Below are 25,817 nucleotides of genomic sequence, written 5' to 3'. Positions count from 1 at the left end.
ATAAGAAATGTTACAGCCTAAAAGAACAAAATTTCGTAAGCAGCAAAAGGGACGTATGAAAGGGGTCTCTCAAAGAGGTCACAGGCTTTCAAATGGAACTTTTGGAATCAAATCTTTAGATTCTTCTTTTGTTACTGCAAGACAAATTGAGGCTGCACGTATCGCAGCAACGCGTTACATGAAAAGGGAAGGTTCTATCTGGATTAAAATATTTCCAGACAAGCCTATTACCAAAAAGCCTCTTGAAGTCCGTATGGGTAAAGGTAAAGGTTCAGTAGAATATTGGGCAGCTGTTGTACAGCCAGGTCGTATTTTATTTGAAATCGGTGGTGTTCCTCAAGCTGTCGCAAAAGAAGCTTTGAGATTAGCCGCACAGAAATTACCTGTTAAAACAAAATTTATAGTCGCTAGAGATTATCAAGAATAAATAAAGATGAGACAATCTGAAGTAAAAGAGCTTTCGGTAGAAGAATTGCACGAAGAATTGACAAACCATCAGACCAAATTGGCTGATCTGAAAATGACTCATGTACTTTCTCCTTTAGAAAATCCTTCTGAGATTAAAAAAGTCAGAAGATCAATAGCGAGAATCGCTACCGAAATCAACAAAAGAGAATTAGATTAATTCTACTTACAATGGAAAAAAGAAATTTAAGAAAAGAACGTATCGGTGTTGTGACAAGCAACAAAATGGATAAATCCATTGTCGTTTCTGAAGTCAAGAAAATAAAGCATCCAATGTATGGTAAGTTCGTTTTAAAAACGAAAAAATACGTTGCGCATGATGAAAAGAATGACTGCAATGACGGTGATACAGTAAGAATTATGGAAACTAGACCTCTAAGCAAGACAAAACGCTGGAGATTGGTTGATATAATTGAAAGAGCTAAATAACTATGGTACAACAAGAATCAAGATTAAGAGTAGCAGACAATACTGGTGCTAAATCAGTTTTAGTTATTCGTGTCCTAGGGGGTACGAATAGAAGATATGCTTCGGTTGGCGATAAAGTTGTAGTCAGCGTTAAAGAAGCTACTCCAAATGGAAACATAAAAAAAGGTGCTGTTTCTACAGCTGTAGTTGTGAGAACAAGTAAAGAAGTAAGACGTCCAGATGGATCTTACATTCGCTTCGATGACAACGCTTGTGTTTTATTGAATCCAACAGGAGAAATGAGAGGTACACGTGTATTTGGTCCAGTTGCCAAAGAACTTCGTGAAAATCAGTTTATGAAAATTGTTTCACTTGCACCTGAGGTGCTTTAAATCTATCATCATGAAAAGAAGTAGAATTAAAAAAGGTGATCAAGTAAGAGTAATTGCTGGTGATCATAAAGGAAAAGAAGGCAAAGTATTAGATATACTTGTAAAAAAAGATAAGGCCATTGTTGAGGAAGTCAATATGATTTCCAAACATCAAAAGCCCTCTGCAACAAATCCACAAGGTGGAATTACTAAAAAAGAAGCTCCTATTCATGTTTCTAACCTTTCCCTTATCACAAAAGATGGTAATACGACAAGATTGGGAACCAAAATAGAAGATGGCAAAAAAGTAAGAGTTGCTAAGAAAACAAATGAAGTGATTTAATTATGAGTTACGTACCAAGATTAAAAGAAGAATATAACAGCAAAATACTTCCAGCTCTTCGTGAAGAGTTTAGTTATTCAAATACTATGGAGGTGCCAAGACTCAAAAAAATTGTTTTGAGTAGAGGTGTTGGTGCAGCGATTGCAGATAAAAAATTAATAGATCACTCTATTGAAGAATTTTCTACAATTACTGGTCAGAAAGCTGTTCAGACTATATCTAAGAAGGATGTTGCCTCTTTCAAATTAAGAAAGGGAATGCCAATTGGTGTTAAAGTAACCCTTCGTGGTTATAGAATGTATGAATTTTTGGATAGATTAATTACTTCAGCATTGCCACGTGTTAGAGATTTCAATGGTATTAATCCAGATGGATTTGATGGTAGAGGAAACTATAACTTAGGTATTACTGAACAAATTATTTTTCCTGAAATAAACATTGATAAAGTAAATAGAATCGCAGGGATGGATATTAGTTTTGTGACGACAGCTGAGACTGATCAGGAAGCAAAATCATTATTGACAGAATTGGGATTACCATTTAAAAAGAAATAATTATGGCAAAGGAATCAATGAAAGCCCGTGAGGTGAAACGCCAGAAAACGGTTGAGAAATATGCTGAAAAAAGGAAAGCTTTGAAAGAAGCTGGAGATTATGAGGCTTTACAAAAACTACCTAAAAATGCTTCTCCAGTGAGAATGCATAACCGATGTAAGCTTACAGGTAGACCAAAAGGATACATGAGACAGTTTGGTCTTTCTAGAGTTACTTTTAGAGAGATGGCCAATCAAGGTCTTATCCCAGGGGTTAAAAAAGCAAGTTGGTAATTAATTTAAAAATGCAATAAAATGAATATTGATCCAGTTGCAGATTATTTAACTAGAGTTAGGAACGCAGTTTTAGCTTCTCATAGAGTTGTTGAAATACCGGCTTCTAACCTAAAAAAGGAGATCACAAAAATTTTGTTCGATCAAGGATATATCTTAAGCTACAAGTTTATTGATGATGATACACAAGGTATTATCAAAATAGCTTTAAAATATGACAAGTTTACAAACGATCCTGTTATCAAAAAATTACAGAGAGTAAGTAAGCCTGGTTTGAGAAAGTATTCCGGTTCTGAAGACATTCCTAGAGTTCTTAACGGACTTGGAATTTCTATCGTTTCAACTTCTAAAGGAGTTATGACGGGAAAGCAAGCTCAGAGAGAACATGTTGGAGGTGAAATCCTTTGTTACGTATACTAATATAAAAAGACAAAAATTATGTCAAGAATAGGTTACAGTCCAGTTAGTATTCCAGAAGGCGTTACAGTTGATTTAACAGATGATACTATTACAGTTAAGGGTAAACTTGGAGAGTTGAAACAAACTTTCAGTGAGATTACAATCAAAATTGAGGATAATGAAATCCATTTTGAAAGACCTTCTGATAAGAAAACGCATAAAGCTAAACATGGTTTATACAGATCGCTTGTATACAACATGATTGAAGGAGTTACTGAAGGCTTTACTAAAGAGTTGGAACTTGTAGGTGTTGGTTACAGAGCATCCAATCAAGGACAAAAATTAGATATAGCTGTTGGTTTTTCTCACAACATTGTTATAGATTTGGCGCCCGAAGTAAAATTGGAAACAATTTCAGAAAAAGGTAAGAATCCAATTATAAAATTATCGTCATTTGACAAACAACTTGTATCACAAGTAGCTGCTAAGATTCGTTCATTTAGACGACCTGAGCCTTACAAAGGAAAAGGTATCAGATACGTAGGTGAATATATAAGAAGAAAAGCAGGTAAATCAGCTTAATTATGGGATTTTCTAAAGAAAAAAGAAGACTTAAAATACGCAAGCGTGTAAGAAAGACAATTACTGGAACACCAGTTAAGCCAAGGCTTTCAGTGTTTAGAAGTAATAATGAAATCTATGCGCAATTGATTGACGATGTTAATGGAGTTACGTTAGCTTCAGCATCTTCAAGAGATAAAGATATTGATGTTGCTGACAAAACGAAGTCTGAGGCTTCGATTGTTGTTGGTGAAGCCATTGCTAAAAAAGCATTGGATAAAAATATAGATTCAATATCTTTTGACAGAGGTGGTTATTTATATCACGGAAGAGTAAAATCATTAGCCGAAGGTGCTCGTAAAGGAGGCTTAAAATTTTAAATTATGTATCAAGATTATAAAAATGTTGAAACAGTAAAGCCAGGTGGACTAGATCTTAAAGATCGTCTAGTTGGAGTTCAACGTGTGACTAAAGTTACAAAGGGTGGTAGAGCATTTGGATTTTCTGCTATTGTTGTTGTAGGTGATGAAAATGGTGTTGTAGGACAAGGCTTAGGTAAGTCTAAAGAAGTTGCTGATGCCATTTCAAAAGCCGTAGAAGATGCTAAGAAAAACTTGGTAAGAATTCCTTTATACAAATCTACATTGCCACACGAGCAGTTAGGTAAGTATGGTGGAGCCAGAGTTTTCTTATTGCCTGCTTCAGAAGGTACTGGAGTTATCGCTGGTGGACCTACTCGTATGGTTTTGGAAGCTGTTGGTGTACATGATGTACTCTCAAAAAACCAAGGTTCTTCCAATCCTCACAACATGGTAAAAGCTACTTTTGATGCGCTTTTAAAATTGAGAGGAGCTGAGCAGATTGCTAGACAAAGAGGAATTACCCTCGAGAAATTATTTAATGGTTAAGACCCTAATTATGGCTAAAATTAAAGTTACAAAAACCAAGAGCGCAATTAAGCGTCCAAAAAACCAGAAGCTTACTTTAGAAGCAATGGGTTTGAGAAAAATCGGCCAGTCTAATGAATTTGAAGTTTCAGATTCTGTGATGGGTATGATTAATAAAGTTAAACATTTAGTTTCTGTACAAGAAATAAACTAATACTATGGAATTACACAATTTAAAACCTGCCAAAGGTTCTGTTAAGACCACAAGCAAAAGACTCGGTAGAGGTGAAGCGACTGGAAATGGTGGAACAGCTGGTAGAGGACATAAAGGTGCAAAATCACGTTCTGGTTATTCTAGAAAGATAGGTTTTGAAGGTGGTCAGATGCCTTTGCAAAGACGTGTTCCTAAATTCGGATTTACAAATCCTAATAGAGTTGAATACCAAACGATTAATCTTGATCGATTACAAGAATTGGTAGACAATAAATCTATTTCAGATGCTGTAGATTTTAGTATGTTACATGCTATGGATCAAGTCAACAAAAACCTACCTCTAAAAGTTTTAGGTAGAGGTGAATTGAAAGCAAAATTGAAAGTTTCTGCACACAAATTTTCTGCTTCAGCAAAATCTGCTATTGAGGCAGCTGGTGGAGAAGCGATCACTATTTAACTAATCACCCTATGAAGTTTTTTGAAACATTAAAGAATATTTGGAAAATAGAAGAATTGAAAAATAGAATTCTTCTCACTTTAGGTTTATTATTGGTCTATCGTTTTGGTGCACAAATCGTTTTACCTGGGATTGATGCTGCTCAATTGGCAAGCTTATCTTCACAAACCGATGGTGGAATTCTTGGTTTACTCAACGCTTTTACAGGTGGTGCATTTTCTAATGCATCTGTTTTTGCATTAGGGATAATGCCATATATCTCAGCTTCTATTGTTGTCCAGTTAATGACAATCGCCATTCCATATCTTCAGAAACTTCAGAAAGAAGGGGATAGTGGTAGGAAAAAAATTACTCAGATTACAAGGTGGTTAACCATTGCTATTACTTTGGTACAAGGTCCTGGTTATATTATCAATCTTTATAATATTTTACCATCATCTGCATTCTTAATGGATAGCACGTTCACATTTGTGGCTTCATCAGTAATCATTCTGACTACTGGTTGTATTTTCGCAATGTGGCTTGGTGAGAAGATTACAGACAAGGGAATTGGTAATGGGATATCCCTTTTGATCATGGTAGGTATCATTGCTACACTTCCACAGGCGTTTATCCAAGAATTTATCTCTAGGGTAACAGAATCTAACGGAGGTCTTATATTGATCTTAATTGAATTAGTTATCTGGTTTGTTATAATTCTTGCCTCAGTAATGTTGGTGAGAGCAGTTCGACAGATACCAGTTCAATATGCTAGAAAAAACGCCTCGGGCAAATTTGAAAAAGCCTCTGTAGGTGGTGCTAGACAATTTATTCCGTTGCGTTTAAACGCATCTGGTGTGATGCCAATCATATTTGCTCAGGCCATTATGTTTATACCAGCAGCTGTCGCAGGATTATCTGATACGGAAATGGCTCAGGGCATTACTGCTGCATTCCAAGATATGTTTGGTTTTTGGTATAACCTGGTCTTCGGGATTTTAATCATTGTTTTTACTTATTTCTATACAGCGATCACTGTACCAACAAATAAGATGGCTGATGATTTAAAGCGAAGCGGTGGATTTATTCCTGGGATAAGACCTGGTGCTGAAACATCTGAATACTTAGATAGAATCATGTCGCAAATCACTTTGCCTGGTTCAGTATTCTTAGCTTTGATAGCTGTATTTCCCGCCGTAGTAGTATCCTTACTAAATGTACAGCAAGGATGGGCATTATTCTTTGGAGGAACTTCATTACTAATTATGGTAGGTGTTGCAATAGACACCATTCAACAAGTAAATTCGTATCTATTGAATAGGCATTACGATGGATTAATGAAATCTGGTAAAAATAGAAAAGCAGTCGCATAATTATGGCAAAACAACCCTCGATAGAACAAGATGGAACTATTATTGAAGCATTGTCTAATGCAATGTTTCGTGTGGAACTTGAAAATGAGCATATAGTTACAGCTCACATATCTGGTAAAATGAGAATGCACTATATCAAACTTCTACCAGGTGATAAAGTAAAATTAGAAATGAGTCCTTACGATTTATCTAAGGCTCGTATAACCTATAGATATTAAATACTATGAAAGTAAGAGCATCAATAAAAAAGAGAAGTGCTGATTGTAAGATCGTTCGTAGAAAAGGACGTCTTTATGTCATCAACAAGAAGAATCCTAAATTTAAACAAAGACAAGGATAATTATGGCTAGAATTGCAGGTGTAGATATACCAAAACAAAAACGCGGAGTTATAGCTTTAACCTATATCTTCGGAATCGGTAAGAGCAGAGCTCAAAAGATTCTTAAAAATGCCGGTGTCGATGAAAGTACTAAAGTTTCAGACTGGAATGACGATCAGATCGGTAAAATAAGAGAAGAAGTAGGTAAGCATACTATCGAAGGAGAATTAAGATCTGAAGTACAAATCAACATTAAGCGATTAATGGACATTGGTTGCTACAGAGGAATCAGACATAGATCTGGACTTCCATTAAGAGGTCAAAGAACTAAGAACAATTCTCGTACAAGAAAAGGAAGAAGAAAAACAGTTGCTAACAAGAAAAAGGTAACTAAATAATAAGTAAAATGGCAAAGTCAACAACAAAAAAACGTAAAGTAGTTGTAGATGCATATGGCGAAGCTCATATTTCTGCCTCTTTTAATAATATCATCGTTTCGTTAACTAACAAAAACGGCGACATTATTTCCTGGTCATCTTCTGGTAAGATGGGCTTTAGAGGTAGCAAAAAGAATACTCCTTATGCTGCACAATTATCTGCTGAAGATGCAAGTAAAGTTGCACACGAAGCAGGTTTACGTAAAGTAAAAGTATATGTAAAAGGTCCAGGTAACGGAAGAGAATCTGCTATCAGATCTTTACATAACTCAGGTATTGAAGTTACCGAAATTATCGACGTAACTCCAATCCCACACAATGGATGTAGACCTCCAAAACGCAGAAGAGTCTAATCAACATTAATCTATATTACTATTATCGAAGGATAAGACCTTAATTCATAATAGAAAAATAATAAATACTTAACAATGGCAAGATATACCGGTCCTAAAACCAAAATAGCAAGAAAATTTGGCGAATCCATTTTTGGAGACGACAAATCTTTTGAGAAAAGAAATTACCCTCCCGGACAACACGGGAACAACAGAAGAAGAGGCAAGAAGTCTGAGTACGCTGTACAACTTATGGAAAAGCAAAAAGCTAAATACACTTATGGTATTTTAGAAAAGCAATTCCGTAACATGTTTAACAAGGCAAACAGATCCTCTGGAATTACAGGTGAGATCTTGTTGCAATTATGTGAATCTAGATTAGATAATGTAGTTTTCAGATTAGGTATTGCTCCATCGAGAAGTGCCGCAAGACAGTTGGTTTCACATAAGCATATTACTGTGAATGGTGAACTTGTTAACATACCATCTTACCAAATAAAACCAAACGATGTTGTTGGAATTAGAGAGAAATCTAAATCTCTTAACGTAATCCAAGAATCTCTTTCAAATAATAAATCTGTTCACGAATGGATGACATGGAATAACGAGAAGATGCAAGGTACCTTTGTAAATATTCCAGAAAGATCTCAGATTCCTGAAAAAATCAATGAGCAATTTATCGTTGAATTGTACTCTAAATAATAACTGACAACACTCAAATTTATGGCATTATTTAATTTTCAAAAGCCCGATAAGGTTATCATGATCGATTCTACCGATTTTGAGGGCACTTTCGAATTTAGACCATTAGAACCAGGTTATGGTTTAACAGTAGGTAACGCTTTGCGTAGAGTGCTGTTATCATCTTTGGAAGGTTTTGCAATCACTTCAGTAAGAATAGAAGGTGTTGATCATGAGTTCTCTACAATAGAAGGAGTCGTTGAAGATGTTACTGAAATCATTCTTAATCTAAAACAGATAAGATTCAAAAAAAGAGCAGAAGATGTTGATAACGAAACCGTTTCTATCTCTTTCTCTGGTAATGATAAAATGACAGCTGGTGATTTTCAGAAATACCTTACTGGATTTGATATCTTAAATCCAGATCTTGAAATTTGTACTATGGACAAGAAAGTCTCTCTTAATCTTGAACTTACAGTTCAAAAAGGTAGAGGGTATGTTCCAGCTGAAGAAAATAAAACTTCTAAAGCACCTATAGGAACAATTTTTACAGATTCTGTCTTTACACCCATCAAAAATGTAAAGTATAGTATTGAGAACTTTAGAGTTGAACAAAAAACTGACTACGAAAAATTGATTTTCGAAATTAGCAGTGATGGTTCAATCCATCCTAAAGATGCACTTACTGAAGCTGCTAAGACGTTAATTCACCACTTCATGTTATTTTCTGATGAGAGAATCACACTTGAAACTGAGGAAATGTCTCAAGCTGAAACTTATGATGAAGAATCCCTTCACATGAGACAGTTGCTGAAAACTAAACTTGTTGATTTAGATCTGTCTGTAAGAGCATTGAATTGCCTTAAAGCTGCTGAAGTAGAAACTCTAGGCGATTTAGTTTCTCATAACAAAAGTGATTTGATGAAGTTTAGAAACTTTGGTAAAAAGTCACTTACTGAACTAGAAGAACTTGTTGAAAATAAAGGTCTGGACTTCGGAATGGATCTTTCTAAATATAAACTTGACAAAGACTAGCTTTGTTAAGCACCAAATACATTAATCATGAGACATAGAAAGAAATTTAATCACTTAGGAAGAACATCCTCGCATAGAAAAGCAATGCTTTCTAATATGGCATGTTCCCTAATTGAGCATAAAAGAATAAACACTACAGTTGCTAAGGCTAAAGCTTTAAGAACATTTGTAGAGCCATTAATCACAAAATCTAAATTGGATACGACTCATAATCGTCGTTTGGTTTTTTCAAAACTAAAAGACAAATATATGGTTGCAGAACTTTTTAGAGAAGTTGCTCCAAAAGTAGGAGAGCGTCCAGGTGGTTATACACGTATTATCAAACTTGGAAACAGACTTGGTGATGCTGCTGAGATGGCAATGATAGAGCTTGTAGACTTCAATGATGTTTACACACCAGGTAAGAAACAAGCTAAGAAGAAATCTACAAGAAGAGCTGGTAAAAAAGTAAAAGCTGAAGACCAGGTTGAGTCTTCAAATGATTCTGAAACAAAAACAGATGAGGCTTAATACCTTACATATACTATTATTATTCAAAGGGATAAACTTTTACTAGTTTGTCCCTTTTTTTATATTTACGCTTATGAAATATAACTTAAAAACACCCGCAGTTCTTCTTCTAGCCGATGGAACTGTTTTTCACGGAAAAACCACTGAACCATTCTCATCCAATAGACTCGGAGAGATATGTTTCAATACTGGTATGACTGGCTATCAGGAAATCTTCACAGATCCTTCTTATTTTGGACAAATAATGGTTACAACCAATGCCCATATTGGTAATTATGGAGTAAACTCCGAAGAAAGTGAATCCGATTCTGTAAAAATCTCTGGTTTAATTTGTAAGAATTTTTCTTTTACACCTTCAAGAGTAAATTCTGATATCTCTCTCGAACGTTTTTTAGAGGATGCTCATTTACCAGTTATTTTTGATGTAGACACCAGGGCACTTGTATCTCACATCCGTAAGCATGGTGCCATGAATGCGATTATGTCTACAGCTACACATCACCTTGATGGTCTAAAAGATGAACTCAAGAAGCATCCTTCAATGAAGGGCCTTGAGCTGGCTTCAAAAGTTTCTACAAAAGAAGCTTATACTATGGGAGATAAATTATCAGAACATAGGGTTGCGGTTCTTGATCTTGGTACCAAGAAAAATATATTAAGAAGGCTAGAGGAAAGAGGGGCGTACATCAAAGTCTTTCCATACGATTCTTCTTTTGAAGATCTTATGGAATGGAAGCCTACAGGTATTCTTATTTCCAACGGACCCGGAGATCCGGAACCTCTCACTTCGGCAATAGAATTGGCAAAGGATTGTTTAAAAAATGAAATTCCAACTTTTGGAATATGCCTAGGTCATCAAATTATCGCATTATCAGTTGGGATTCCCACTTTGAAAATGCATAATGGACATAGAGGAATTAATCACCCTATTCAAAATCAAAGGACCGGTAAAAGTGAAATCACTTCACAAAATCATGGATTTACAATTGATAAAGAGTCTACAGTCAATAATCCTCAAGCTGAAGTTTCACATATTCACTTGAATGATAATTCGGTAGCTGGTATCAGAATAAAAGATAAACCTTGTTTTTCTGTACAATACCACCCAGAAGCTGGACCTGGCCCAAACGACGCCACCTATTTGTTTGATGATTTTTTCGATCTGATGTCAAAAGAGAAAATTGAAGCATAAAAAAAGTGGGCAGATGCCCACTTTTTATTTTTTATAAACCTATAAGACTAAGGTAAAAGTACAGTATCCACGACGTGAATCACACCATTAGACTGGTTGACGTCTGCGATGGTTACAGTTCCAACGTTTCCTTTTGAATCTTTTATTTTTACTTTCTTACCGTCTAGCATAGCTGTAAGAGTTCCGCCACTCACAGTTTTCAATTCAGCTTTACCGTCCCCTTTTTCGATAGCTGCAATGACATCTTTAGCGCTGAATTTCCCAGCAACAACATGGTAGGTCAATACAGTTTGTAGTTGCTTTTTGTTTTCAGGCTTTAGTAAAGTCTCTACCGTTCCTTCAGGTAGATTTCCAAAAGCAGCGTTTGTAGGAGCGAAAACCGTAAATGGACCTTCACTTGATAAGGTTTCTACAAGTTCCGCAGCCTTTACAGCAGCTACAAGTGTAGTGTGGTCTTTAGAATTTACTGCATTTTCAACAATGTTTTTGTTTGGATACATTTCAGCACCTCCTACTTTTTTGTTCTGAGCAAATGAAACGGTTGTTACCAGTAAGCTCATTACTAATACTAGTTGCAATTTTAAATTTTTCATGACATTTATTTTTATATGTTATTTAAATGTACGTAAGTAAACCGCCTTCGGTTTTTTTAATCCGATTATTTAACTTGATATTGTATGTGATTTATTTCAAGATATTTCCCAAATTATTAATTAGCTATAACGTTTTAGCTCGTTTCTAAGGCTTGGACATGGAAGTGAAAATTATTTAAATAAGGTTTAATTTTGTAAATTGCAACAAACCAAAAAAAATAGATAAAAATGAGCTCAATATTAGACATACATGCTAGGCAAATATTTGATTCCAGAGGTAACCCAGCTTTGGAAGTAGACGTGATTACTGAAATGGGAACACTTGGAAGATTTGCAGTTCCTTCTGGAGCTTCTACAGGAGTTCATGAAGCCGTCGAACTTAGAGACGGTGGAAAAGACTACATGGGTAAAGGAGTTTCCAAGGCAGTTGAGAATGTAAATACGACCATTGCAGATCGTTTACTTGGCATCTCTGTATTTGAGCAGTCTGAAATCGATCAAATTATGATTGATCTGGACGGAACCGACAATAAATCGAAACTTGGTGCTAATGCCATTCTAGGGGTTTCACTTGCTGCTGCCAAAGCGGCTGCCAATGAATTGAACCTGCCTCTTTACAGGTATATTGGAGGAGTGTCTACCAATACGCTTCCAGTTCCAATGATGAACATTATAAATGGAGGGTCTCACAGTGATGCACCCATCGCCTTTCAAGAGTTTATGGTAATGCCAGTAAAAGCTGAAAGCTTTACCCATGCTTTGAAAATGGGAACTGAAATTTTTCATAATTTAAAAAAAGTGTTGAAAGACAGAGGTTTGAGTACTGCTGTAGGAGATGAAGGTGGGTTCGCTCCAAAATTAGACGGAACAGAAGATGCTTTAGACTCTATCAAACTGGCAGTTGAAAACGCAGGATACAAATTTGGCGATGAAGTTATGATTGCTTTGGACTGTGCTGCAGCTGAATTTTACGAAGATGGAAAATATAATTATAAGAAATTTGAAGGTGAATCTGCCAAAACTATGTCTTCAGAGGAGCAGGCAAGCTATCTTGCAGAACTTTCAGAAAAATATCCAATTATCTCCATTGAAGATGGAATGGATGAAGATGACTGGGAAGGATGGAAAATCCTTACAGAAAAAATCGGAAACAAAGTTCAGCTTGTAGGAGATGATTTATTTGTAACCAATGTAAAACGATTACAGAAAGGAATTGATAACAACATTGCTAATTCAATTTTGATCAAAGTCAATCAAATAGGAACGCTTACAGAGACAATTGCAGCTGTAAATCTTGCTCATAATGCAGGCTATACTTCAGTCATGTCTCACAGATCTGGTGAAACTGAAGATAATACAATCGCAGATTTGGCAGTTGCTTTATCTACCGGACAAATCAAAACAGGTTCAGCTTCAAGAAGTGATCGTATGGCTAAATACAATCAGTTGATAAGAATTGAAGAAGAGCTTGGAGATAACGCCTATTTTCCAAAACTCAATGCGTTTAAAATCAAAAAATAATTGATTTAATGTAAATGTAAATTATTTATTAAATTAACTTAAGCTTAAGCGTTAACAGGTACTGTGTGTAGTTTGTTAACGCTTTTTTAAGTTCATTTTTTGTAAATTTGAAATTCATCAATAAAAAGTAAATAACATATATGGACGCTAAAATAAATTTTGACGGGAAAGACTACTCATTTCCAGTTATTAAAGGTAGTGAAAACGAATATGCAATAGACATTTCTAAGCTGAGAGGCTCTACCGAAGGCCTTATTACTTTAGATAGAGGTTTTAAAAATACAGGTTCTTGCGAGAGTGCGATTACTTTTCTAAATGGTGAGGAAGGTATATTGAGATATCGGGGTTATGCCATAGAAGATTTAGCAGAGAATGCAAGTTTTCTGGAAGTAGCTTACCTGCTTATTTTTGGCGAATTACCAAATAAATCACAGCTTGATAGTTTTTATTCAGATATCAAGAAAGAATCTCATGTAGATGAAGATGTCAAGAAAATTCTTGACGGTTTTCCTAAGTCAGCTCACCCAATGGGTGTAGTGTCTTCTTTAACAAGTGCACTTATTGCTTTTAACCCTACTTCTGTAAATGTAGAGTCTGAAGAAGACATGTATAAAGCTATAGTAAAACTTTTAGCAAAGTTTCCAGTTATTTGTGCCTGGGCTTTGCGCAAATCTAAAGGTCAGCCCTTAGATTATGGAGATAACAATTTGGATTACGTTGAGAACGTCTTAAAAATGATGTTCAAAAAGCCAAATGAAGATTATAAAGTAGATCCTATAGTTTCTTCTGCTTTAAATAAATTACTGATTCTTCACGCAGATCATGAACAAAATTGTTCTACTTCTACCGTAAGAATTGTTGGTTCTTCTCACGCAGGCTTATTTGCTTCCATTTCTGCTGGTGTTTCAGCCTTGTGGGGACCACTTCATGGTGGCGCAAATCAAGCAGTTATCGATATGCTTGAGGGAATTAAAGAAGATGGTGGTGATACTAAAAAGTATATGTCTAAGGCTAAAGACAAAGATGATCCTTTCAGGTTGATGGGCTTTGGACACAGAGTTTATAAGAATTTTGATCCTAGAGCTAAAATCATCAAAAAGTCAGCAGATGAAGTTCTTGGGAATTTAGGTGTTCAAGATCCAGTACTTGACATTGCGAAAGGCCTGGAGAAGGAAGCTTTGGAAGATGATTATTTCGTCAAGAGAAAATTGTACCCTAATGTGGATTTCTATTCAGGAATCATCTACAGAGCTTTAGACATACCTACCAACATGTTTACGGTGATGTTTGCGCTTGGTAGACTTCCGGGATGGATTGCACAATGGAGAGAAATGCGTCTGCAAAAAGAGCCTATAGGAAGACCCAGACAGGTGTACACGGGCGAAACTCATAGAGAGTTAAAGCCAATTGAAAAAAGATAAAAAAACGATTATTTAAAAAAGTTGAAATGAAAAAGATATTTATGTTACTACTTTCTGCAACTCTACTTGCTAGTTGCGGAGGAGACGGAAAAAAAGAAGAAAAGAAAGATGATTCTCTGAAGTTGAATAAAGCTGTTGAAGCTAAAGAAGAAAAAGAAGATGGCGTCACAAAGGTCTACTTGTCAGGTAGTGATCAAATGAAATTCAACAAAAATGAAATTAAAGTGAACGCTGGTGACAAAGTCATCTTAACTTTTGAGCATGTTGGTAAAATGTCAAAAGAGACAATGGGGCATAACTTTGTATTGTTGAAAAAGGATACTAATGTTCAGGAATTTGGTCAGGAAGCCTTGGAATATAAAGATAACGACTACATTCCAGAAGATTCAGACGCTATCATCACTCACACCAAAATGCTTGGTGGTGGTGAGAAAACTGAAATTACATTTACAGCACCAGAAAAAGGCAACTACGATTACATTTGTAGTTTTCCTGGACATGTTGCTTTGATGAAAGGGATTCTCACAGTAGAGTAACCTTTTCAAATACTGATTATAAAAAATGCCTTACAGAGCTTCTGTAAGGCATTTTTTTATGCATTTATCTTAATACATCTTTTAGTACTTTATCGGTGCATCATCCTTTGGGAGGCTATTTTTTATAAACTCCCTTATGTCATCATTCGCATTTTTGAGATCAGCTTTACGTAAATACATCATGTGTCCGCTTTCATATGTTTTAAAATGTAAGCGGTCTTTCATTTTTCCGCTTTCGTCGATGTGCCACATGGTATATTTGGCATTAAAATAGGTTGTAGCCCCATCAAACAAACCAGATTGAATCATCACTTCCATACTTGGATTTTGAGCCATGGCTTGTCTTAATTCCTTTCCGGTATTATTTCGAGTTCTATCCCAGGGATAAACACTCCCAAACATATTGTACTGTAAATCGGTTTTATAATTAAGCTCGTTTTTAATATAGTGGTTGATAGCGGGAGTAAAAGACTGAAGCCAAGACGTTAATTCTGAATTGTAATCTGGTCGTGTTCCAGCTTCTTTTGCATCCAACCCAAGATATCTCGAATCTAAACGTCCTACTGTAAAGCCATCATCAATCTTAAGTGTTTTCCAAAATGTGTTAAAAGGAACCTCTAAGTTATTTTGAAGAAAGACCTTTTCATCAACACTAGAATAATAAGACATTTTCTCCACGATGCTCTTTTTCTTTTCAGCATCTAAGAATCCACCCATAGTTAGGGCTGGTATGAGTTCCTGAATTGTGAAATCTTCAACTTCATCCAGCATTTCCAAAATTGGTTTATTCTGTAACTCTGGAGCTAACTTGTTGTGATACCATGCAGCAGCAGCAAAGTAAGGAAGTCTGTTGGCCACTTCTATTGGACCATCTCTTTCTATACCAAGCTCTGTAGGAGATACCAGAATAACTCCATTGATATACATCCAATGTGAATTCTGAAGTTTGTTGGCTAAGCCAGAAACACGTGTAGTTCCATAACTTTCACCTATTAAATATTTTGGGGCTAGCCATTTGTCTTTCCTGGTCACAAACGTGTTGATCCATTCGGCTAAATAGTCTACATCTGCATTCACGCCAAAAAATTTCTTTTTATCAAAGCTTCCCTTTTCATTAAGAATCGGTCTAGAGTGTCCTGTATTGACAGGATTGACGTATACAATATCTGCCACATCAAGAATACTGTGTGGATTTTCTTTAAATCCATAGGGCTGTGTTGGGAATCCTTCATCACTAATGTTGAGTGTTCTTGGACCCGTGTAAGCAAGGTGCATCCATACTGATGCCGATCCAGGTCCGCCATTGAAGGAGATAACCAAAGGCCTTAGATCTTCTTTTGTATTTTTTTTGTCGTTTACTTTATAATAGGTGAATTGAAGACCGGCAATTGGTTCTCCCTTGTCATCCCAAACTGGTTGCATTCCTGTTTCAGCTGTATAACTTATTTTTTTGCCGTTAACAGTGACTTCATGATTTGTTTTTACTGTTTCATCAACGTTAAATTCAACCGATTGGCCCAATGTAAGGGTTGAACTCAAGATTGTAACTACTGCTATTATTTTTTTCATAGTTTTAAATTTTGCCCTAATATAATTAAGTTTAAGAAAATGTCCAGATAAACTAATTGTACTTGCCGATAAAAGGCTTCTCTCATTTTAATTATTCTGAAATTTTTATCTAAAAGCTGAAAGCAGGATAAGCTCCACATAAAAAAGCCGCTTCTGGGGAAAGAAACGGCTTTAAATTTATTCTGTATGGGTGATTTTTACATCATTCCTGGCATTCCGCCTCCCATTGGTGGCATTCCGCCGCCACCATTATCGTCTTCCTTTATGTCCACAAGAGCGCATTCTGTAGTGAGAATCATTCCTGCAACAGACGCAGCGTTTTCTAAAGCGATACGAGTCACCTTCTTAGGATCAATGATACCAGCTTTGAGCATGTCTACATAAGTGTTGGTTTTTGCATCGTAACCTTTGTTTCCTTCCAGAACCTTGTTAATGACCACAGAGCCTTCACCTCCTGCATTTTCAACAATCGTTCTCATTGGAGATTCGATAGCTTTGGCAATGATGTTGATTCCTGTTTGCTCGTCGGCGTTTTCTACTTTTACGCCTTCCAGAGCTTTTAAAGTTCTGATCAAAGCAACTCCACCTCCAGCAACTATGCCTTCTTCTACAGCTGCACGCGTTGCATGCAAGGCATCATCTACACGGTCTTTTTTCTCTTTCATTTCTACTTCTGAAGCTGCACCTACGTAAAGTACTCCTACACCGCCAGCTAGTTTTGCCAGGCGTTCTTGTAACTTTTCTTTGTCGTAGTCGCTAGTAGTAGATTCTACTTGAGCTTTAATTTGGTTCACACGGTTTACGATGTTGTCTTTCTCACCTGCACCGTTTACAATTGTTGTGTTGTCCTTGTCTATGGTTACGTTTTCTGCAGTACCAAGCATATCTAAAGTTGCGTTTTCCAGTGTGAATCCGCGCTCTTCAGAGATGACAGTACCACCTGTAAGTATGGCAATATCTTCAAGCATCGCTTTTCTACGGTCTCCAAATCCTGGAGCCTTTACGGCAGCAATTTTAAGAGAACCTCTCAATTTATTGACAACTAGCGTAGCTAAAGCTTCACCTTCTATATCTTCTGCAATAATCAATAATGGTTTTCCACTCTGAGCAGCTGGTTCTAACACAGGAAGTAAATCTTTCATAGAATTGATCTTTTTATCCACAATCAAGATGTATGGATTGTCAAGATCTGTTGTCATTTTTTCACTGTCTGTAACAAAGTAAGGAGAAAGGTAACCTCTATCGAATTGCATTCCTTCTACAACATCAACGTAAGTTTCAGTTCCTTTAGCCTCTTCTACAGTGATAACACCTTCTTTACCAACCTTTCCAAATGCCTCAGCGATCAGTTCACCGATCTGGTCATCATTGTTCGCTGAAATAGAAGCAACCTGTTTAATTTCTTCTGAGGTATCTCCAACAGACTTAGCCTGCTTTGTTAACTCTGCAACAACAGCTTCAACTGCTTTATCGATTCCTCTTTTTAAATCTAACGGATTTGCACCAGAAGCTACATTTTTCAAACCTTCTTTTACGATAGCTTGAGCTAGAACAGTAGCAGTAGTTGTACCGTCACCAGCAAGGTCATTGGTTTTGGAAGCAACTTCCTTTACCATTTGAGCGCCCATATTTTCCAATGGATCCTCTAGTTCAATTTCCTTGGCTACACTTACGCCATCTTTAGTGACCATAGGAGCACCAAATGATTTTCCTATGATAACGTTACGACCTTTTGGTCCAAGTGTTACTTTTACAGCGTTAGCTAGTGCGTCAACACCTCTCTTTACACCGTTTCTTGCTTCAATATCAAATATTATATCTTTTGCCATTTTATTTAGTTTTATTGTTGATTATCTGGTTTATACTATTGCAAGGATATCATCCTCTCTCATGATAAGGTAATCATGATCTTCATGCTTTAGTTCTGTTCCTGAAAACTTTCCATAGAGCACCATGTCTCCAACTTTTACTGTCATAGTATGGTCTTTTTTTCCGCTTCCTACAGCGACAACCTTCCCGCGCTGCGGCTTTTCTTTAGCGGTTTCTGGAATGATGATTCCAGAAGCTGTTTTAGTTTCTGCGGCTTGAGGCTCTATAAGCACTCTATCTGCCAATGGTTTAATGTTTACTGCCATTATAAATAAGTTTTTAGGTTTAATTTTACTTTTAATAGACTAAAAGTGTGCCAACAGAAAACATCTGTCATCAGGCAAAAAAAAATGCCAGCTTGTCATAAGCTGGCATTTTAAAATGTTTTAAAAAAACTTATTATTCCTGGTCTACAGGAGGTAAGTCGTTGTTTTGAGTATTCTCTACAGGTGTCTGGTTTCCATCTATTAATTTTGAATCTTCTCCAGTTCTATTACTGATGATGGTCACATTAGATAATAAAATCAATATTAATAGTAGTGTAGCGAGGGCCCACGTACTTTTATCTAAAAAGTCTGAGGTTTGCTTCACACCCCCAACTTGCTGAGAACCGCCCCCACCAAATGATGAAGATAAGCCGCCACCCTTAGGGTTTTGTACCATGATAACAACAATTAGCAAAAATGCTACAATAACGATTAGGATTAAAAATATGGAAAATGTACTCATTATTATTTATTTTCTTTAAGTCTTTCTATTTCTTGAATTTGGTCTGCAAAGAAAGTACTTTTTTCGGGATTATTCAAAATTAATATCTTAAATGCTTGAATGGCTTTATCGTAGCGTTTTTGTTCCATGTAAACTCTCGCTAAAGTCTCAGTCATAAGGCTGGAAGAGGGTTCATGTCTCGCTTTTATTTTTTCAGAAGTTTCATAAGATTTTGTAGGTTCAATTTTTGGATTGTTCCTTATAAATTCGTCAATAATCTGAAATTGAGGGTTTTCTAAAAACTGTTGTGTAGGCTCTTTTTGTTCCTCCAGGGGTTGAATTTGAGTCAATTTTAGCCATTCTTTAAAAGAATGCGTTTCGGAAGTATTAAATTCTAAAGGCTTGCCAGAAGTTGTTTTGTCTTCAGTGGTTTCCTTTTCTATAAATAGTTCCGGATCGTTAATTTGATTTACAACCTCTTCATTGATTTCAAATGTATTGGATTCTCTCTCTTTTTCTATCAGTATATCGATTCTTTTTGCAATTTCAAGTTGATTGAATTCTTCGGAAGTAATAAAATCAAATAGAACAGACCTGTCTTGCGTTCTCGCAGCTGTTTCTTTTAAAAATCGATTGTAATGAAAGCTTTGGTTGTGTTTTAATAATTTCAGCTTAATCGCATATACTGGTTGGAAATAAGGGTACTGCTCTATAGTCTCGTTGATTAAATCTAAAGTGTTTGCTTCAAATTTAAACGGAGTGTTGATTAGATCAAGCAAGGTCTCTTTTTCCATTACCAATTGGTTAGCGACGCGTTAAAAACATCTTGAGTAATTCGAGTGAATATTTCGTCTATTGCTTCATCCTTTTGACCTCCTGTCAACTGGCCATCTCCAGGAAAATCAAAATAAAACGAAAAATTTTGCTCGAAGTCTTTTTCAGGGTCCAGTGTGTTGTAATACCTTACATTCACTGCAATAGTCAGTCTGTTTTCGGCCGCTCTACTGTCTGCTGTTGCAGTCATTGGCGCAACGTAATATCTCGTGATTTCACCTTCGTAGACCAAGTCCCCATTGTTATTTACCAGGCTTAATTTGGTTTGATTTTGGATTAAATCCTGTAATGCCAGTGTAAAATCTCTATCAATTCCCGGTTCTACGAGTTGTGCAGTATTTTGAAAAAAATTGACCTGAAAGGTTTCTGCATTTCCAGTATCTGCCCCTGTGAATGAATAATATTTACAGGACTGCAGGCTCAATATCAATAGTAGAGCGAAGGAAAGTTTTATCTTCATTATAAATCGTATTGCTTTATTTTTCTATACAAAGTTCTTTCGCTTATTCCCAATTCGTCTGCTGCAGGTTTTCGCCTGCCATGATGGCGATCTAGCGATTTTTTGATAAGCTCAACTTCTTTATCCTGTAGTGAGAGCGTTTCTTCTTCTTCAATCTCTTCGGCATAATCGTAAGGATCTTCAAGTTTTGGCTCTGCTTCCCTGTGTTTCTTTTGGTTTGGAAGTTGCAGAATTTCTAATTGTTCCTCGTGAGATTCTTCAGAAAATTCTTTTTCAGAAGCTGAATCGCCGTAAACCTTTTTAATCAGGTTAATGTTTTCTTCTTTGAAGCTTTCATCATTTCCGCTTTCCATCAATTCCATGGTCAATTTCTTAAGATCATTGAGATCGTTTTTCATGTCGAAAAGAACTTTATAAAGAATTTCCCTTTCATTACTGAAATCGCTTTTGCTTCTTTTTTCTTCTGAAATGACCGAAGGTAGATTGGAGCTATTTCTTGGCAAATAATGAATTAATGTCGCTTCATCTACTTCTCTTTCAGTTTCTAAAACTGAAATTTGCTCAGTGACGTTTTTGAGTTGCCTGATATTTCCTGGCCAGCTGCAGTTTTCTAAAGCTTTTATGGCCTTTTCAGTTAGTCTTATGGTAGGCATCTTGTACTTTAAGGCAAAATCTGAAGCAAATTTCCTAAATAATAAATGAATATCTGCACGACGTTCCCTTAATGGTGAAAGGTGAATTTCAACCGTATTTAACCTGTAATAAAGATCCTCCCGAAATTTATTTTCCTTAATCGCCTCAATCATATTCACATTGGTCGCGGCAACAATTCTCACATTCGACTTTTGAACTTTAGAAGACCCTACTTTTATAAATTCTCCGGTTTCTAAAACCCTTAGTAACCTTACCTGAGTGGTTAAAGGCAACTCCCCAACTTCATCAAGAAAAATAGTGCCTCCATCGGCTTCTTTAAAGTAACCGTCACGTGCCTGGTTGGCTCCAGTAAATGCTCCTTTTTCATGTCCAAATAATTCAGAGTCTATTGTCCCTTCGGGAATAGCGCCGCAGTTTACAGCGATATATTTAGCATGTTTTCTGTGAGACAGAGCATGTATAATTTTAGGTAAACTTTCTTTACCAACCCCGCTTTCACCAGTTACTAACACCGAAATATCTGTGGGTGCGACACGTATAGATTTTTCTATTGCTCTATTAAGACTAGGATCATTCCCTATAATTTCAAAACGCTGTTTAACAGCTTGTGGTGATTCCATATTATGAGTATAATTTAGGATGAAATAGATTGCATACGGCCATATCCTACTGCTTCACCAATTAAAGTTGCACTTGTACAATCTTTCATTTTTACAAGCACATAATCACCAACCTTGTAATTTTCTTTTGGAAAAACAACGGTGGTGTTTTGGGTATTTCTACCACTCCACTGTAAGCTGGATTTTTTAGATTCCTTTTCAATCAGAACTTCTTCTGTTTTACCCAGATGTTGCTCTGTTCTAAGTCTGGAATGTTCTTGCTGCAAGTCAATCACTTCCTGAAGTCTCCTTTTTTTAACAGGCTCTGGAATGTCATCCTCAAACTTCTTAGCTCCAAGTGTGCCTGGACGTTCAGAATAGGCGAACATGTAGCCAAAATCATACTTGACGTATTTCATAAGGGACAAGGTATCCTGATGGTCTTCTTCCGTTTCTGTAGGAAATCCAGTAATCATGTCTTGAGAAATACCACAATCAGGAATGATAGCTCTTATGTTGTCAATTAATTTGAAATACTCCTCTCTTGTGTGCAGGCGGTTCATTTTTTTTAATATTCGGTCGCTTCCACTTTGTACGGGCAGGTGAATGTAATCACAGATGTTGTAGTGTTTTGCCATAGATTCAATTACATCCATAGTCATGTCCTGCGGATTGGATGTTGAAAAACGAATACGCATCCCTGGTTGTGCCTTGGCAACCATGTCCAGCAAATCAGCAAAATTTACCGCTGTGGCTTTTTGCATCTCTGTGGCATTTTTAAAGTCTTTTTTCAAGCCGCCACCGTACCATAAATAACTGTCCACATTTTGTCCTAATAAAGTAATCTCTTTAAAACCTTTAGACCATAAGTCGTTCACTTCGTCCAAGATACTTTTGGGATCACGGCTTCGTTCTCTGCCTCTTGTGAAGGGAACAACACAGAATGTGCACATATTATCACAACCTCTAGTGATAGACACAAAAGCTGATACGCCGTTGCTTTGTAATCTTACAGGAGAAATGTCGCCGTATGTTTCTTCTTTGGAAAGAATGACATTGATGGCGTCTCTGCCACTTTCAACTTCGTCCAGCAAGTTTGGTAAATCTTTATAGGCATCTGGACCTACCACGAGATCCACTATTTTTTCTTCTTCAAGAAATTTGTGTTTCAATCGTTCAGCCATACAACCCAGAACTCCCACTTTCATAGATGGGTTATCTTTCTTGATGGCATTAAATTTCTCGAGTCTTTTTCTTACGGTTTGCTCTGCTTTGTCTCTGATGGAACAGGTGTTCACCAGAACGAGATCAGCTTCAGCTAATTCTTTTGTTGTATTGTAGCCTTGTTTATCTAGAATAGATGCTACAATTTCGCTGTCGCTAAAATTCATAGCGCAACCATAGCTTTCAATATAAAGTTTTTTTGAATTGCTTTTGTTTTCTTCTTTAACCAAGGTTTGGCCTTGCAGGGTTTCGTCAATAATCTTCTCCATGTAAAGCTGTAAAATTTTGGCAAAGATACACGATATGGATTTACTGACAAAGTGTCATTTTATTCATTTTTGAAATTCATTTTAAATCGAAAACAAGTTCGGCAGCGCGAGTGCTAAAAAGTTACTTTAGAGACGTTATTAAATCCAAATCCAAAAAATCGTATACTTTTGCAATATAAATAACAACCAATGGCAAAAAATCTAGTAATTGTTGAGTCTCCTGCCAAAGCTAAGACTATAGAAAAATTTTTAGGTAAAGAGTATAAGGTGGCTTCCAGTTTTGGCCACATAGCTGATTTGCCTTCAAAAGAACTTGGGGTAGACGTCGATAATGACTTTAAACCCAAATATGTAGTCAATAGTGATAAAAAAGATGTAGTAAGAAAGCTTACCAAGATGGCAAAAGATTCTGAAGTTGTCTGGCTGGCCAGTGATGAGGATAGAGAAGGAGAAGCTATTGCCTGGCATCTTGCCGATGAGCTCAAGCTAGATAAAGAAAAAACCAGACGAATTGTTTTTTCTGAAATTACAGAATCTGCCATCAAAAATGCCATAGAAAGCCCAAGAGAGATTGACTACAACTTAGTCAACGCTCAAAAAGCAAGACGAGTCTTGGACCGTCTGGTAGGTTATGAACTCTCTCCTATCTTATGGAGAAAAGTGAAAGGTGGATTATCTGCAGGTAGAGTTCAGTCTGTATCTGTAAGACTTATTGTAGAACGTGAACGCGAAATCTTAGATTTCAATCCTGAAGTCTTTTATAGAGTTGATGCTGAATTTAAAACTGAAGAAGGATCTAGTTTTAAAGCTAAACTGCCTAAAAATTTAGAATCCAAAAAAGAAGCCGAAGCTTTTTTAGAAGCGCAGAAACAGGCTAGTTTTGAAGTAAGTGATCTCACCAAAAAACCAGCTAAAAAATCTCCAGCTCCGCCGTTTACAACCTCTACGTTGCAGCAGGAAGCTGCCAGGAAATTGTATTTCTCTGTAAGCAAGACCATGAATATGGCACAGCGTCTTTATGAAGCTGGACATATTACTTATATGAGAACAGATAGTGTGAATCTATCAAAACAGGCTAAGCAAAGTGCCGAAGATGAAATCAAAAGTGCTTACGGAGATAAGTATCATAAAGCCAGAAACTATAAAGGAAAATCCAAAGGGGCTCAGGAAGCTCACGAAGCGATAAGACCCACCAATTTTGCAGTGCATCAAATTGATGCTGAACGTGACCAGCAAAGACTTTATGAGTTGATTTGGAAACGTGGCATTGCTTCACAAATGAGTGATGCAGCTTTAGAAAGAACCAATGTCAGAATTTCTTCAGATAAAGATGAACGTGAATTTTCAGCCAACGGAGAAGTTGTGAAATTTGATGGTTTTCTAAAGGTATATCTGGAAGGAAAAGACGAGGAGGATGAAGAGCAAAGCGGTCTACTTCCGGCAATGAAAGTAGGAGAGTCGCTGTTAAACAAATACATCCAGGCGACAGAGCGTTACACGAGACCACCTTCGCGTTATACTGAAGCATCTTTAGTAAAGAAACTAGAAGAACTGGGGATAGGAAGACCATCTACGTATGCACCAACAATTTCTACCATTCAGAATAGGAAATACATAGAAAAAGGAAATGTAGATGGAACTGAACGAAAATACATTCAGTATACCTTCAAAAATAATGACATTAAAACGGAAACGCTTTCAGAAAAAGTAGGAAGTGATAAGGGGAAACTGGTTCCGACTGATGTTGGAATGGTTGTAAATGACTTTTTGGTGAAGCATTTTAAAGGGATTCTGGACTACAATTTTACGGCGAAGCTTGAGCAGGATTTTGATGAGGTTGCTGAAGGAAATGCCAAGTGGACCAAAGTGATGAAAGATTTCTACATTCATTTTCATCCCAATGTGCTGGATGTTGCTGCTAATGCCGATAGGGAAGTTGGTGAGAGAGTCTTAGGTAAAGACCCAGAAACAGGTAAGCCTGTAAGTGCCAGGTTAGGTAAATTTGGACCCATGGTACAGATTGGGTCTGTAGAAGATGATGAGAAGCCAAGATTTGCCAGTTTAAAACCAAGTCAGACGTTAAACTCTGTGACCTACGAAGAGGCGATGGACTTGTTCAAGCTTCCGAAAGAGTTGGGTGAATATAAGGGTGAGGACGTTGAAGCAAACATAGGTCGATATGGACCTTATGTTCGTTTTGGTAAAAAGTTTGTTTCATTAGATAAAGACGAAGATCCTTTGGATGTGACTTTAGACCGGGCTGTCGAATTGATTAAAGCAAAGGAAAAGGCAGAAGAGCCTATATATTATTATAAGGACAAAGGCGTTCAAAAGGGAGTCGGTCGTTTTGGTCCGTACTTGAAGTGGGATGGAATGTTTATTAATGTGAACAAGAAATACGACTTCGATAATTTAAGTGAGGATGATATCGTCGAATTGATCGAGGATAAAATTCAGAAGGAAAAAGATAAATTGATCCACCACTGGGAGGAGCAAGGCATCAAATTGGAAAAAGCAAGATGGGGTCGTTATAAACTATCTAAGGGAAAAACGAAAGTAGAGCTTCCTAAGACAACAGACGCAGAAGGTATGGCGCTGGATGAGGCTGAGGCTATTTTGGAAAAAAATACCAAAAAGAAAAAGCCGGCCAAGAAGAAAACTGCGACAAAAACAAAGAAAACACCAGTTAAAAAGAAAACAGCATCAAAAACCAAAAAGGCAACAACTAAAAAATCAACCAGTACCAAATCTAAATCATCGAAATAACTCTA

The 25,817-nt window shown here is 36.6% G+C and carries 35 protein-coding genes; 26 read left to right on the top strand and 9 right to left on the bottom strand.

Going from position 1 to position 25,817, the window contains the following annotated elements; all coding sequences use genetic code 11:
- Positions 1–7 precede the first annotated feature (7 nt).
- From rplP to carA, 22 genes are all read left to right on the top strand, one after another.
- Complete coding sequence (gene rplP / locus LB454_RS05615) at positions 8–427, top strand: 50S ribosomal protein L16 (RefSeq protein WP_224453483.1); 420 nt, start codon at positions 8–10, stop codon at positions 425–427.
- Positions 428–433: 6 nt separating this feature from the next.
- A complete protein-coding gene (gene rpmC / locus LB454_RS05610) occupies positions 434–625 on the top strand; it encodes a 50S ribosomal protein L29 (protein ID WP_224463633.1) in 192 nt (63 codons plus the stop codon).
- 11 nt (positions 626–636) lie between these two features.
- Positions 637–894, top strand: coding sequence for a 30S ribosomal protein S17 (gene rpsQ / locus LB454_RS05605; protein WP_019039497.1), 258 nt, complete (start codon positions 637–639; stop codon positions 892–894).
- 2 nt (positions 895–896) lie between these two features.
- The gene (gene rplN, locus LB454_RS05600) at positions 897–1,265 is read left to right on the top strand and encodes a 50S ribosomal protein L14 (RefSeq protein ID WP_019039498.1); all 369 of its coding nucleotides are present in this window, start codon (positions 897–899) and stop codon (positions 1,263–1,265) included.
- Positions 1,266–1,275: 10 nt separating this feature from the next.
- Positions 1,276–1,587: a 50S ribosomal protein L24 gene (gene rplX / locus LB454_RS05595; protein ID WP_224463632.1), complete on the top strand. Its 312-nt coding sequence runs from the start codon at positions 1,276–1,278 to the stop codon at positions 1,585–1,587.
- 2 nt (positions 1,588–1,589) lie between these two features.
- Positions 1,590–2,141: a 50S ribosomal protein L5 gene (rplE, locus tag LB454_RS05590; RefSeq protein WP_224463631.1), complete on the top strand. Its 552-nt coding sequence runs from the start codon at positions 1,590–1,592 to the stop codon at positions 2,139–2,141.
- Between the two features lie 2 nt (positions 2,142–2,143).
- Entirely contained in the window at positions 2,144–2,413 is a 270-nt protein-coding gene (gene rpsN, locus LB454_RS05585; RefSeq protein WP_224463630.1) for a 30S ribosomal protein S14, read from the top strand.
- A gap of 21 nt (positions 2,414–2,434) precedes the next feature.
- Positions 2,435–2,833, top strand: a complete 399-nt coding sequence (rpsH, locus tag LB454_RS05580) for a 30S ribosomal protein S8 (RefSeq protein ID WP_224463629.1) — start codon at positions 2,435–2,437, stop codon at positions 2,831–2,833.
- 18 nt (positions 2,834–2,851) lie between these two features.
- A complete protein-coding gene (gene rplF, locus LB454_RS05575; RefSeq protein ID WP_224463628.1) occupies positions 2,852–3,394 on the top strand; it encodes a 50S ribosomal protein L6 in 543 nt (180 codons plus the stop codon).
- A 2-nt stretch (positions 3,395–3,396) separates the two neighbouring features.
- Positions 3,397–3,753 (top strand): 50S ribosomal protein L18, encoded by a 357-nt coding sequence (rplR, locus tag LB454_RS05570; RefSeq protein WP_224463627.1) that lies wholly within the window; start codon positions 3,397–3,399, stop codon positions 3,751–3,753.
- 3 nt (positions 3,754–3,756) lie between these two features.
- Positions 3,757–4,281, top strand: coding sequence for a 30S ribosomal protein S5 (rpsE, locus tag LB454_RS05565; protein ID WP_093364561.1), 525 nt, complete (start codon positions 3,757–3,759; stop codon positions 4,279–4,281).
- A 10-nt stretch (positions 4,282–4,291) separates the two neighbouring features.
- Positions 4,292–4,474 (top strand): 50S ribosomal protein L30, encoded by a 183-nt coding sequence (rpmD, locus tag LB454_RS05560; protein ID WP_224463626.1) that lies wholly within the window; start codon positions 4,292–4,294, stop codon positions 4,472–4,474.
- A 4-nt stretch (positions 4,475–4,478) separates the two neighbouring features.
- Entirely contained in the window at positions 4,479–4,931 is a 453-nt protein-coding gene (gene rplO / locus LB454_RS05555; RefSeq protein ID WP_224463625.1) for a 50S ribosomal protein L15, read from the top strand.
- 11 nt (positions 4,932–4,942) lie between these two features.
- Positions 4,943–6,283, top strand: coding sequence for a preprotein translocase subunit SecY (gene secY / locus LB454_RS05550; protein WP_224463624.1), 1,341 nt, complete (start codon positions 4,943–4,945; stop codon positions 6,281–6,283).
- Between the two features lie 2 nt (positions 6,284–6,285).
- On the top strand, positions 6,286–6,501 hold the full coding sequence (gene infA, locus LB454_RS05545) for a translation initiation factor IF-1 (RefSeq protein WP_093364570.1): 216 nt from the start codon (positions 6,286–6,288) through the stop codon (positions 6,499–6,501).
- A 5-nt stretch (positions 6,502–6,506) separates the two neighbouring features.
- Complete coding sequence (ykgO, locus tag LB454_RS14120) at positions 6,507–6,623, top strand: type B 50S ribosomal protein L36 (protein WP_015361145.1); 117 nt, start codon at positions 6,507–6,509, stop codon at positions 6,621–6,623.
- 2 nt (positions 6,624–6,625) lie between these two features.
- On the top strand, positions 6,626–7,000 hold the full coding sequence (gene rpsM / locus LB454_RS05535; RefSeq protein ID WP_224463623.1) for a 30S ribosomal protein S13: 375 nt from the start codon (positions 6,626–6,628) through the stop codon (positions 6,998–7,000).
- A gap of 8 nt (positions 7,001–7,008) precedes the next feature.
- The gene (rpsK, locus tag LB454_RS05530; RefSeq protein ID WP_093364575.1) at positions 7,009–7,392 is read left to right on the top strand and encodes a 30S ribosomal protein S11; all 384 of its coding nucleotides are present in this window, start codon (positions 7,009–7,011) and stop codon (positions 7,390–7,392) included.
- Between the two features lie 75 nt (positions 7,393–7,467).
- Complete coding sequence (gene rpsD / locus LB454_RS05525; RefSeq protein ID WP_224463622.1) at positions 7,468–8,073, top strand: 30S ribosomal protein S4; 606 nt, start codon at positions 7,468–7,470, stop codon at positions 8,071–8,073.
- A 21-nt stretch (positions 8,074–8,094) separates the two neighbouring features.
- A complete protein-coding gene (locus tag LB454_RS05520) occupies positions 8,095–9,087 on the top strand; it encodes a DNA-directed RNA polymerase subunit alpha (protein WP_224463621.1) in 993 nt (330 codons plus the stop codon).
- Between the two features lie 27 nt (positions 9,088–9,114).
- On the top strand, positions 9,115–9,597 hold the full coding sequence (rplQ, locus tag LB454_RS05515) for a 50S ribosomal protein L17 (protein WP_224463620.1): 483 nt from the start codon (positions 9,115–9,117) through the stop codon (positions 9,595–9,597).
- A gap of 73 nt (positions 9,598–9,670) precedes the next feature.
- The gene (gene carA, locus LB454_RS05510) at positions 9,671–10,789 is read left to right on the top strand and encodes a glutamine-hydrolyzing carbamoyl-phosphate synthase small subunit (protein ID WP_224463619.1); all 1,119 of its coding nucleotides are present in this window, start codon (positions 9,671–9,673) and stop codon (positions 10,787–10,789) included.
- Between the two features lie 47 nt (positions 10,790–10,836).
- Here the strand turns inward: carA and LB454_RS05505 are convergent, their stop codons facing one another.
- Positions 10,837–11,382 (bottom strand): fasciclin domain-containing protein, encoded by a 546-nt coding sequence (locus tag LB454_RS05505; RefSeq protein ID WP_224463618.1) that lies wholly within the window; start codon positions 11,380–11,382, stop codon positions 10,837–10,839.
- Positions 11,383–11,610: 228 nt separating this feature from the next.
- Here LB454_RS05505 and eno point away from each other — a divergent pair, with 228 nt between their 5' ends.
- From eno to azu, 3 genes are all read left to right on the top strand, one after another.
- The gene (gene eno / locus LB454_RS05500; RefSeq protein ID WP_224463617.1) at positions 11,611–12,903 is read left to right on the top strand and encodes a phosphopyruvate hydratase; all 1,293 of its coding nucleotides are present in this window, start codon (positions 11,611–11,613) and stop codon (positions 12,901–12,903) included.
- Positions 12,904–13,043: 140 nt separating this feature from the next.
- Positions 13,044–14,324 (top strand): citrate synthase, encoded by a 1,281-nt coding sequence (locus tag LB454_RS05495; RefSeq protein ID WP_224463616.1) that lies wholly within the window; start codon positions 13,044–13,046, stop codon positions 14,322–14,324.
- 26 nt (positions 14,325–14,350) lie between these two features.
- Positions 14,351–14,860 carry an azurin gene (azu, locus tag LB454_RS05490; protein ID WP_224463615.1) on the top strand — a complete coding sequence of 170 codons (510 nt, stop codon included), beginning with the start codon at positions 14,351–14,353 and terminating at the stop codon, positions 14,858–14,860.
- An 81-nt stretch (positions 14,861–14,941) separates the two neighbouring features.
- Here the strand turns inward: azu and LB454_RS05485 are convergent, their stop codons facing one another.
- The 8 genes from LB454_RS05485 to miaB all read right to left on the bottom strand — a co-directional run bounded on the left by LB454_RS05485 (position 14,942) and on the right by miaB (position 23,046).
- On the bottom strand, positions 14,942–16,429 hold the full coding sequence (locus LB454_RS05485) for a S10 family peptidase (RefSeq protein ID WP_224463614.1): 1,488 nt from the start codon (positions 16,427–16,429) through the stop codon (positions 14,942–14,944).
- A 197-nt stretch (positions 16,430–16,626) separates the two neighbouring features.
- Positions 16,627–18,258: a chaperonin GroEL gene (gene groL / locus LB454_RS05480; RefSeq protein ID WP_224463613.1), complete on the bottom strand. Its 1,632-nt coding sequence runs from the start codon at positions 18,256–18,258 to the stop codon at positions 16,627–16,629.
- Between the two features lie 30 nt (positions 18,259–18,288).
- Complete coding sequence (locus LB454_RS05475) at positions 18,289–18,564, bottom strand: co-chaperone GroES (protein WP_224463612.1); 276 nt, start codon at positions 18,562–18,564, stop codon at positions 18,289–18,291.
- Between the two features lie 133 nt (positions 18,565–18,697).
- A complete protein-coding gene (gene secG / locus LB454_RS05470) occupies positions 18,698–19,027 on the bottom strand; it encodes a preprotein translocase subunit SecG (protein ID WP_224463611.1) in 330 nt (109 codons plus the stop codon).
- Positions 19,028–19,029: 2 nt separating this feature from the next.
- Positions 19,030–19,800 (bottom strand): hypothetical protein, encoded by a 771-nt coding sequence (locus LB454_RS05465; protein ID WP_224463610.1) that lies wholly within the window; start codon positions 19,798–19,800, stop codon positions 19,030–19,032.
- Positions 19,800–20,300, bottom strand: coding sequence for an LptE family protein (locus LB454_RS05460; RefSeq protein ID WP_224463609.1), 501 nt, complete (start codon positions 20,298–20,300; stop codon positions 19,800–19,802). The genes LB454_RS05465 and LB454_RS05460 overlap by 1 nt, the downstream gene beginning before the upstream one ends.
- The gene (locus tag LB454_RS05455; protein ID WP_224463608.1) at positions 20,300–21,574 is read right to left on the bottom strand and encodes a sigma 54-interacting transcriptional regulator; all 1,275 of its coding nucleotides are present in this window, start codon (positions 21,572–21,574) and stop codon (positions 20,300–20,302) included. Before LB454_RS05455 ends, LB454_RS05460 begins: the two co-directional genes overlap by 1 nt.
- 14 nt (positions 21,575–21,588) lie before the next feature.
- Entirely contained in the window at positions 21,589–23,046 is a 1,458-nt protein-coding gene (gene miaB / locus LB454_RS05450) for a tRNA (N6-isopentenyl adenosine(37)-C2)-methylthiotransferase MiaB (RefSeq protein ID WP_224463607.1), read from the bottom strand.
- Between the two features lie 189 nt (positions 23,047–23,235).
- On the opposite strand from miaB, the gene topA reads away from it, so the two are divergent.
- The gene (gene topA, locus LB454_RS05445; protein ID WP_224463606.1) at positions 23,236–25,812 is read left to right on the top strand and encodes a type I DNA topoisomerase; all 2,577 of its coding nucleotides are present in this window, start codon (positions 23,236–23,238) and stop codon (positions 25,810–25,812) included.
- The last annotated feature ends 5 nt before the right edge of the window (positions 25,813–25,817 follow it).

It is taken from the genome of Psychroflexus montanilacus (assembly GCF_020164535.1).
GTDB lineage: Bacteria > Bacteroidota > Bacteroidia > Flavobacteriales > Flavobacteriaceae > Psychroflexus > Psychroflexus montanilacus.
Note: the sequence above shows the minus strand (reverse complement) of the source record. Positions and strands in the feature narration are given on the sequence as shown.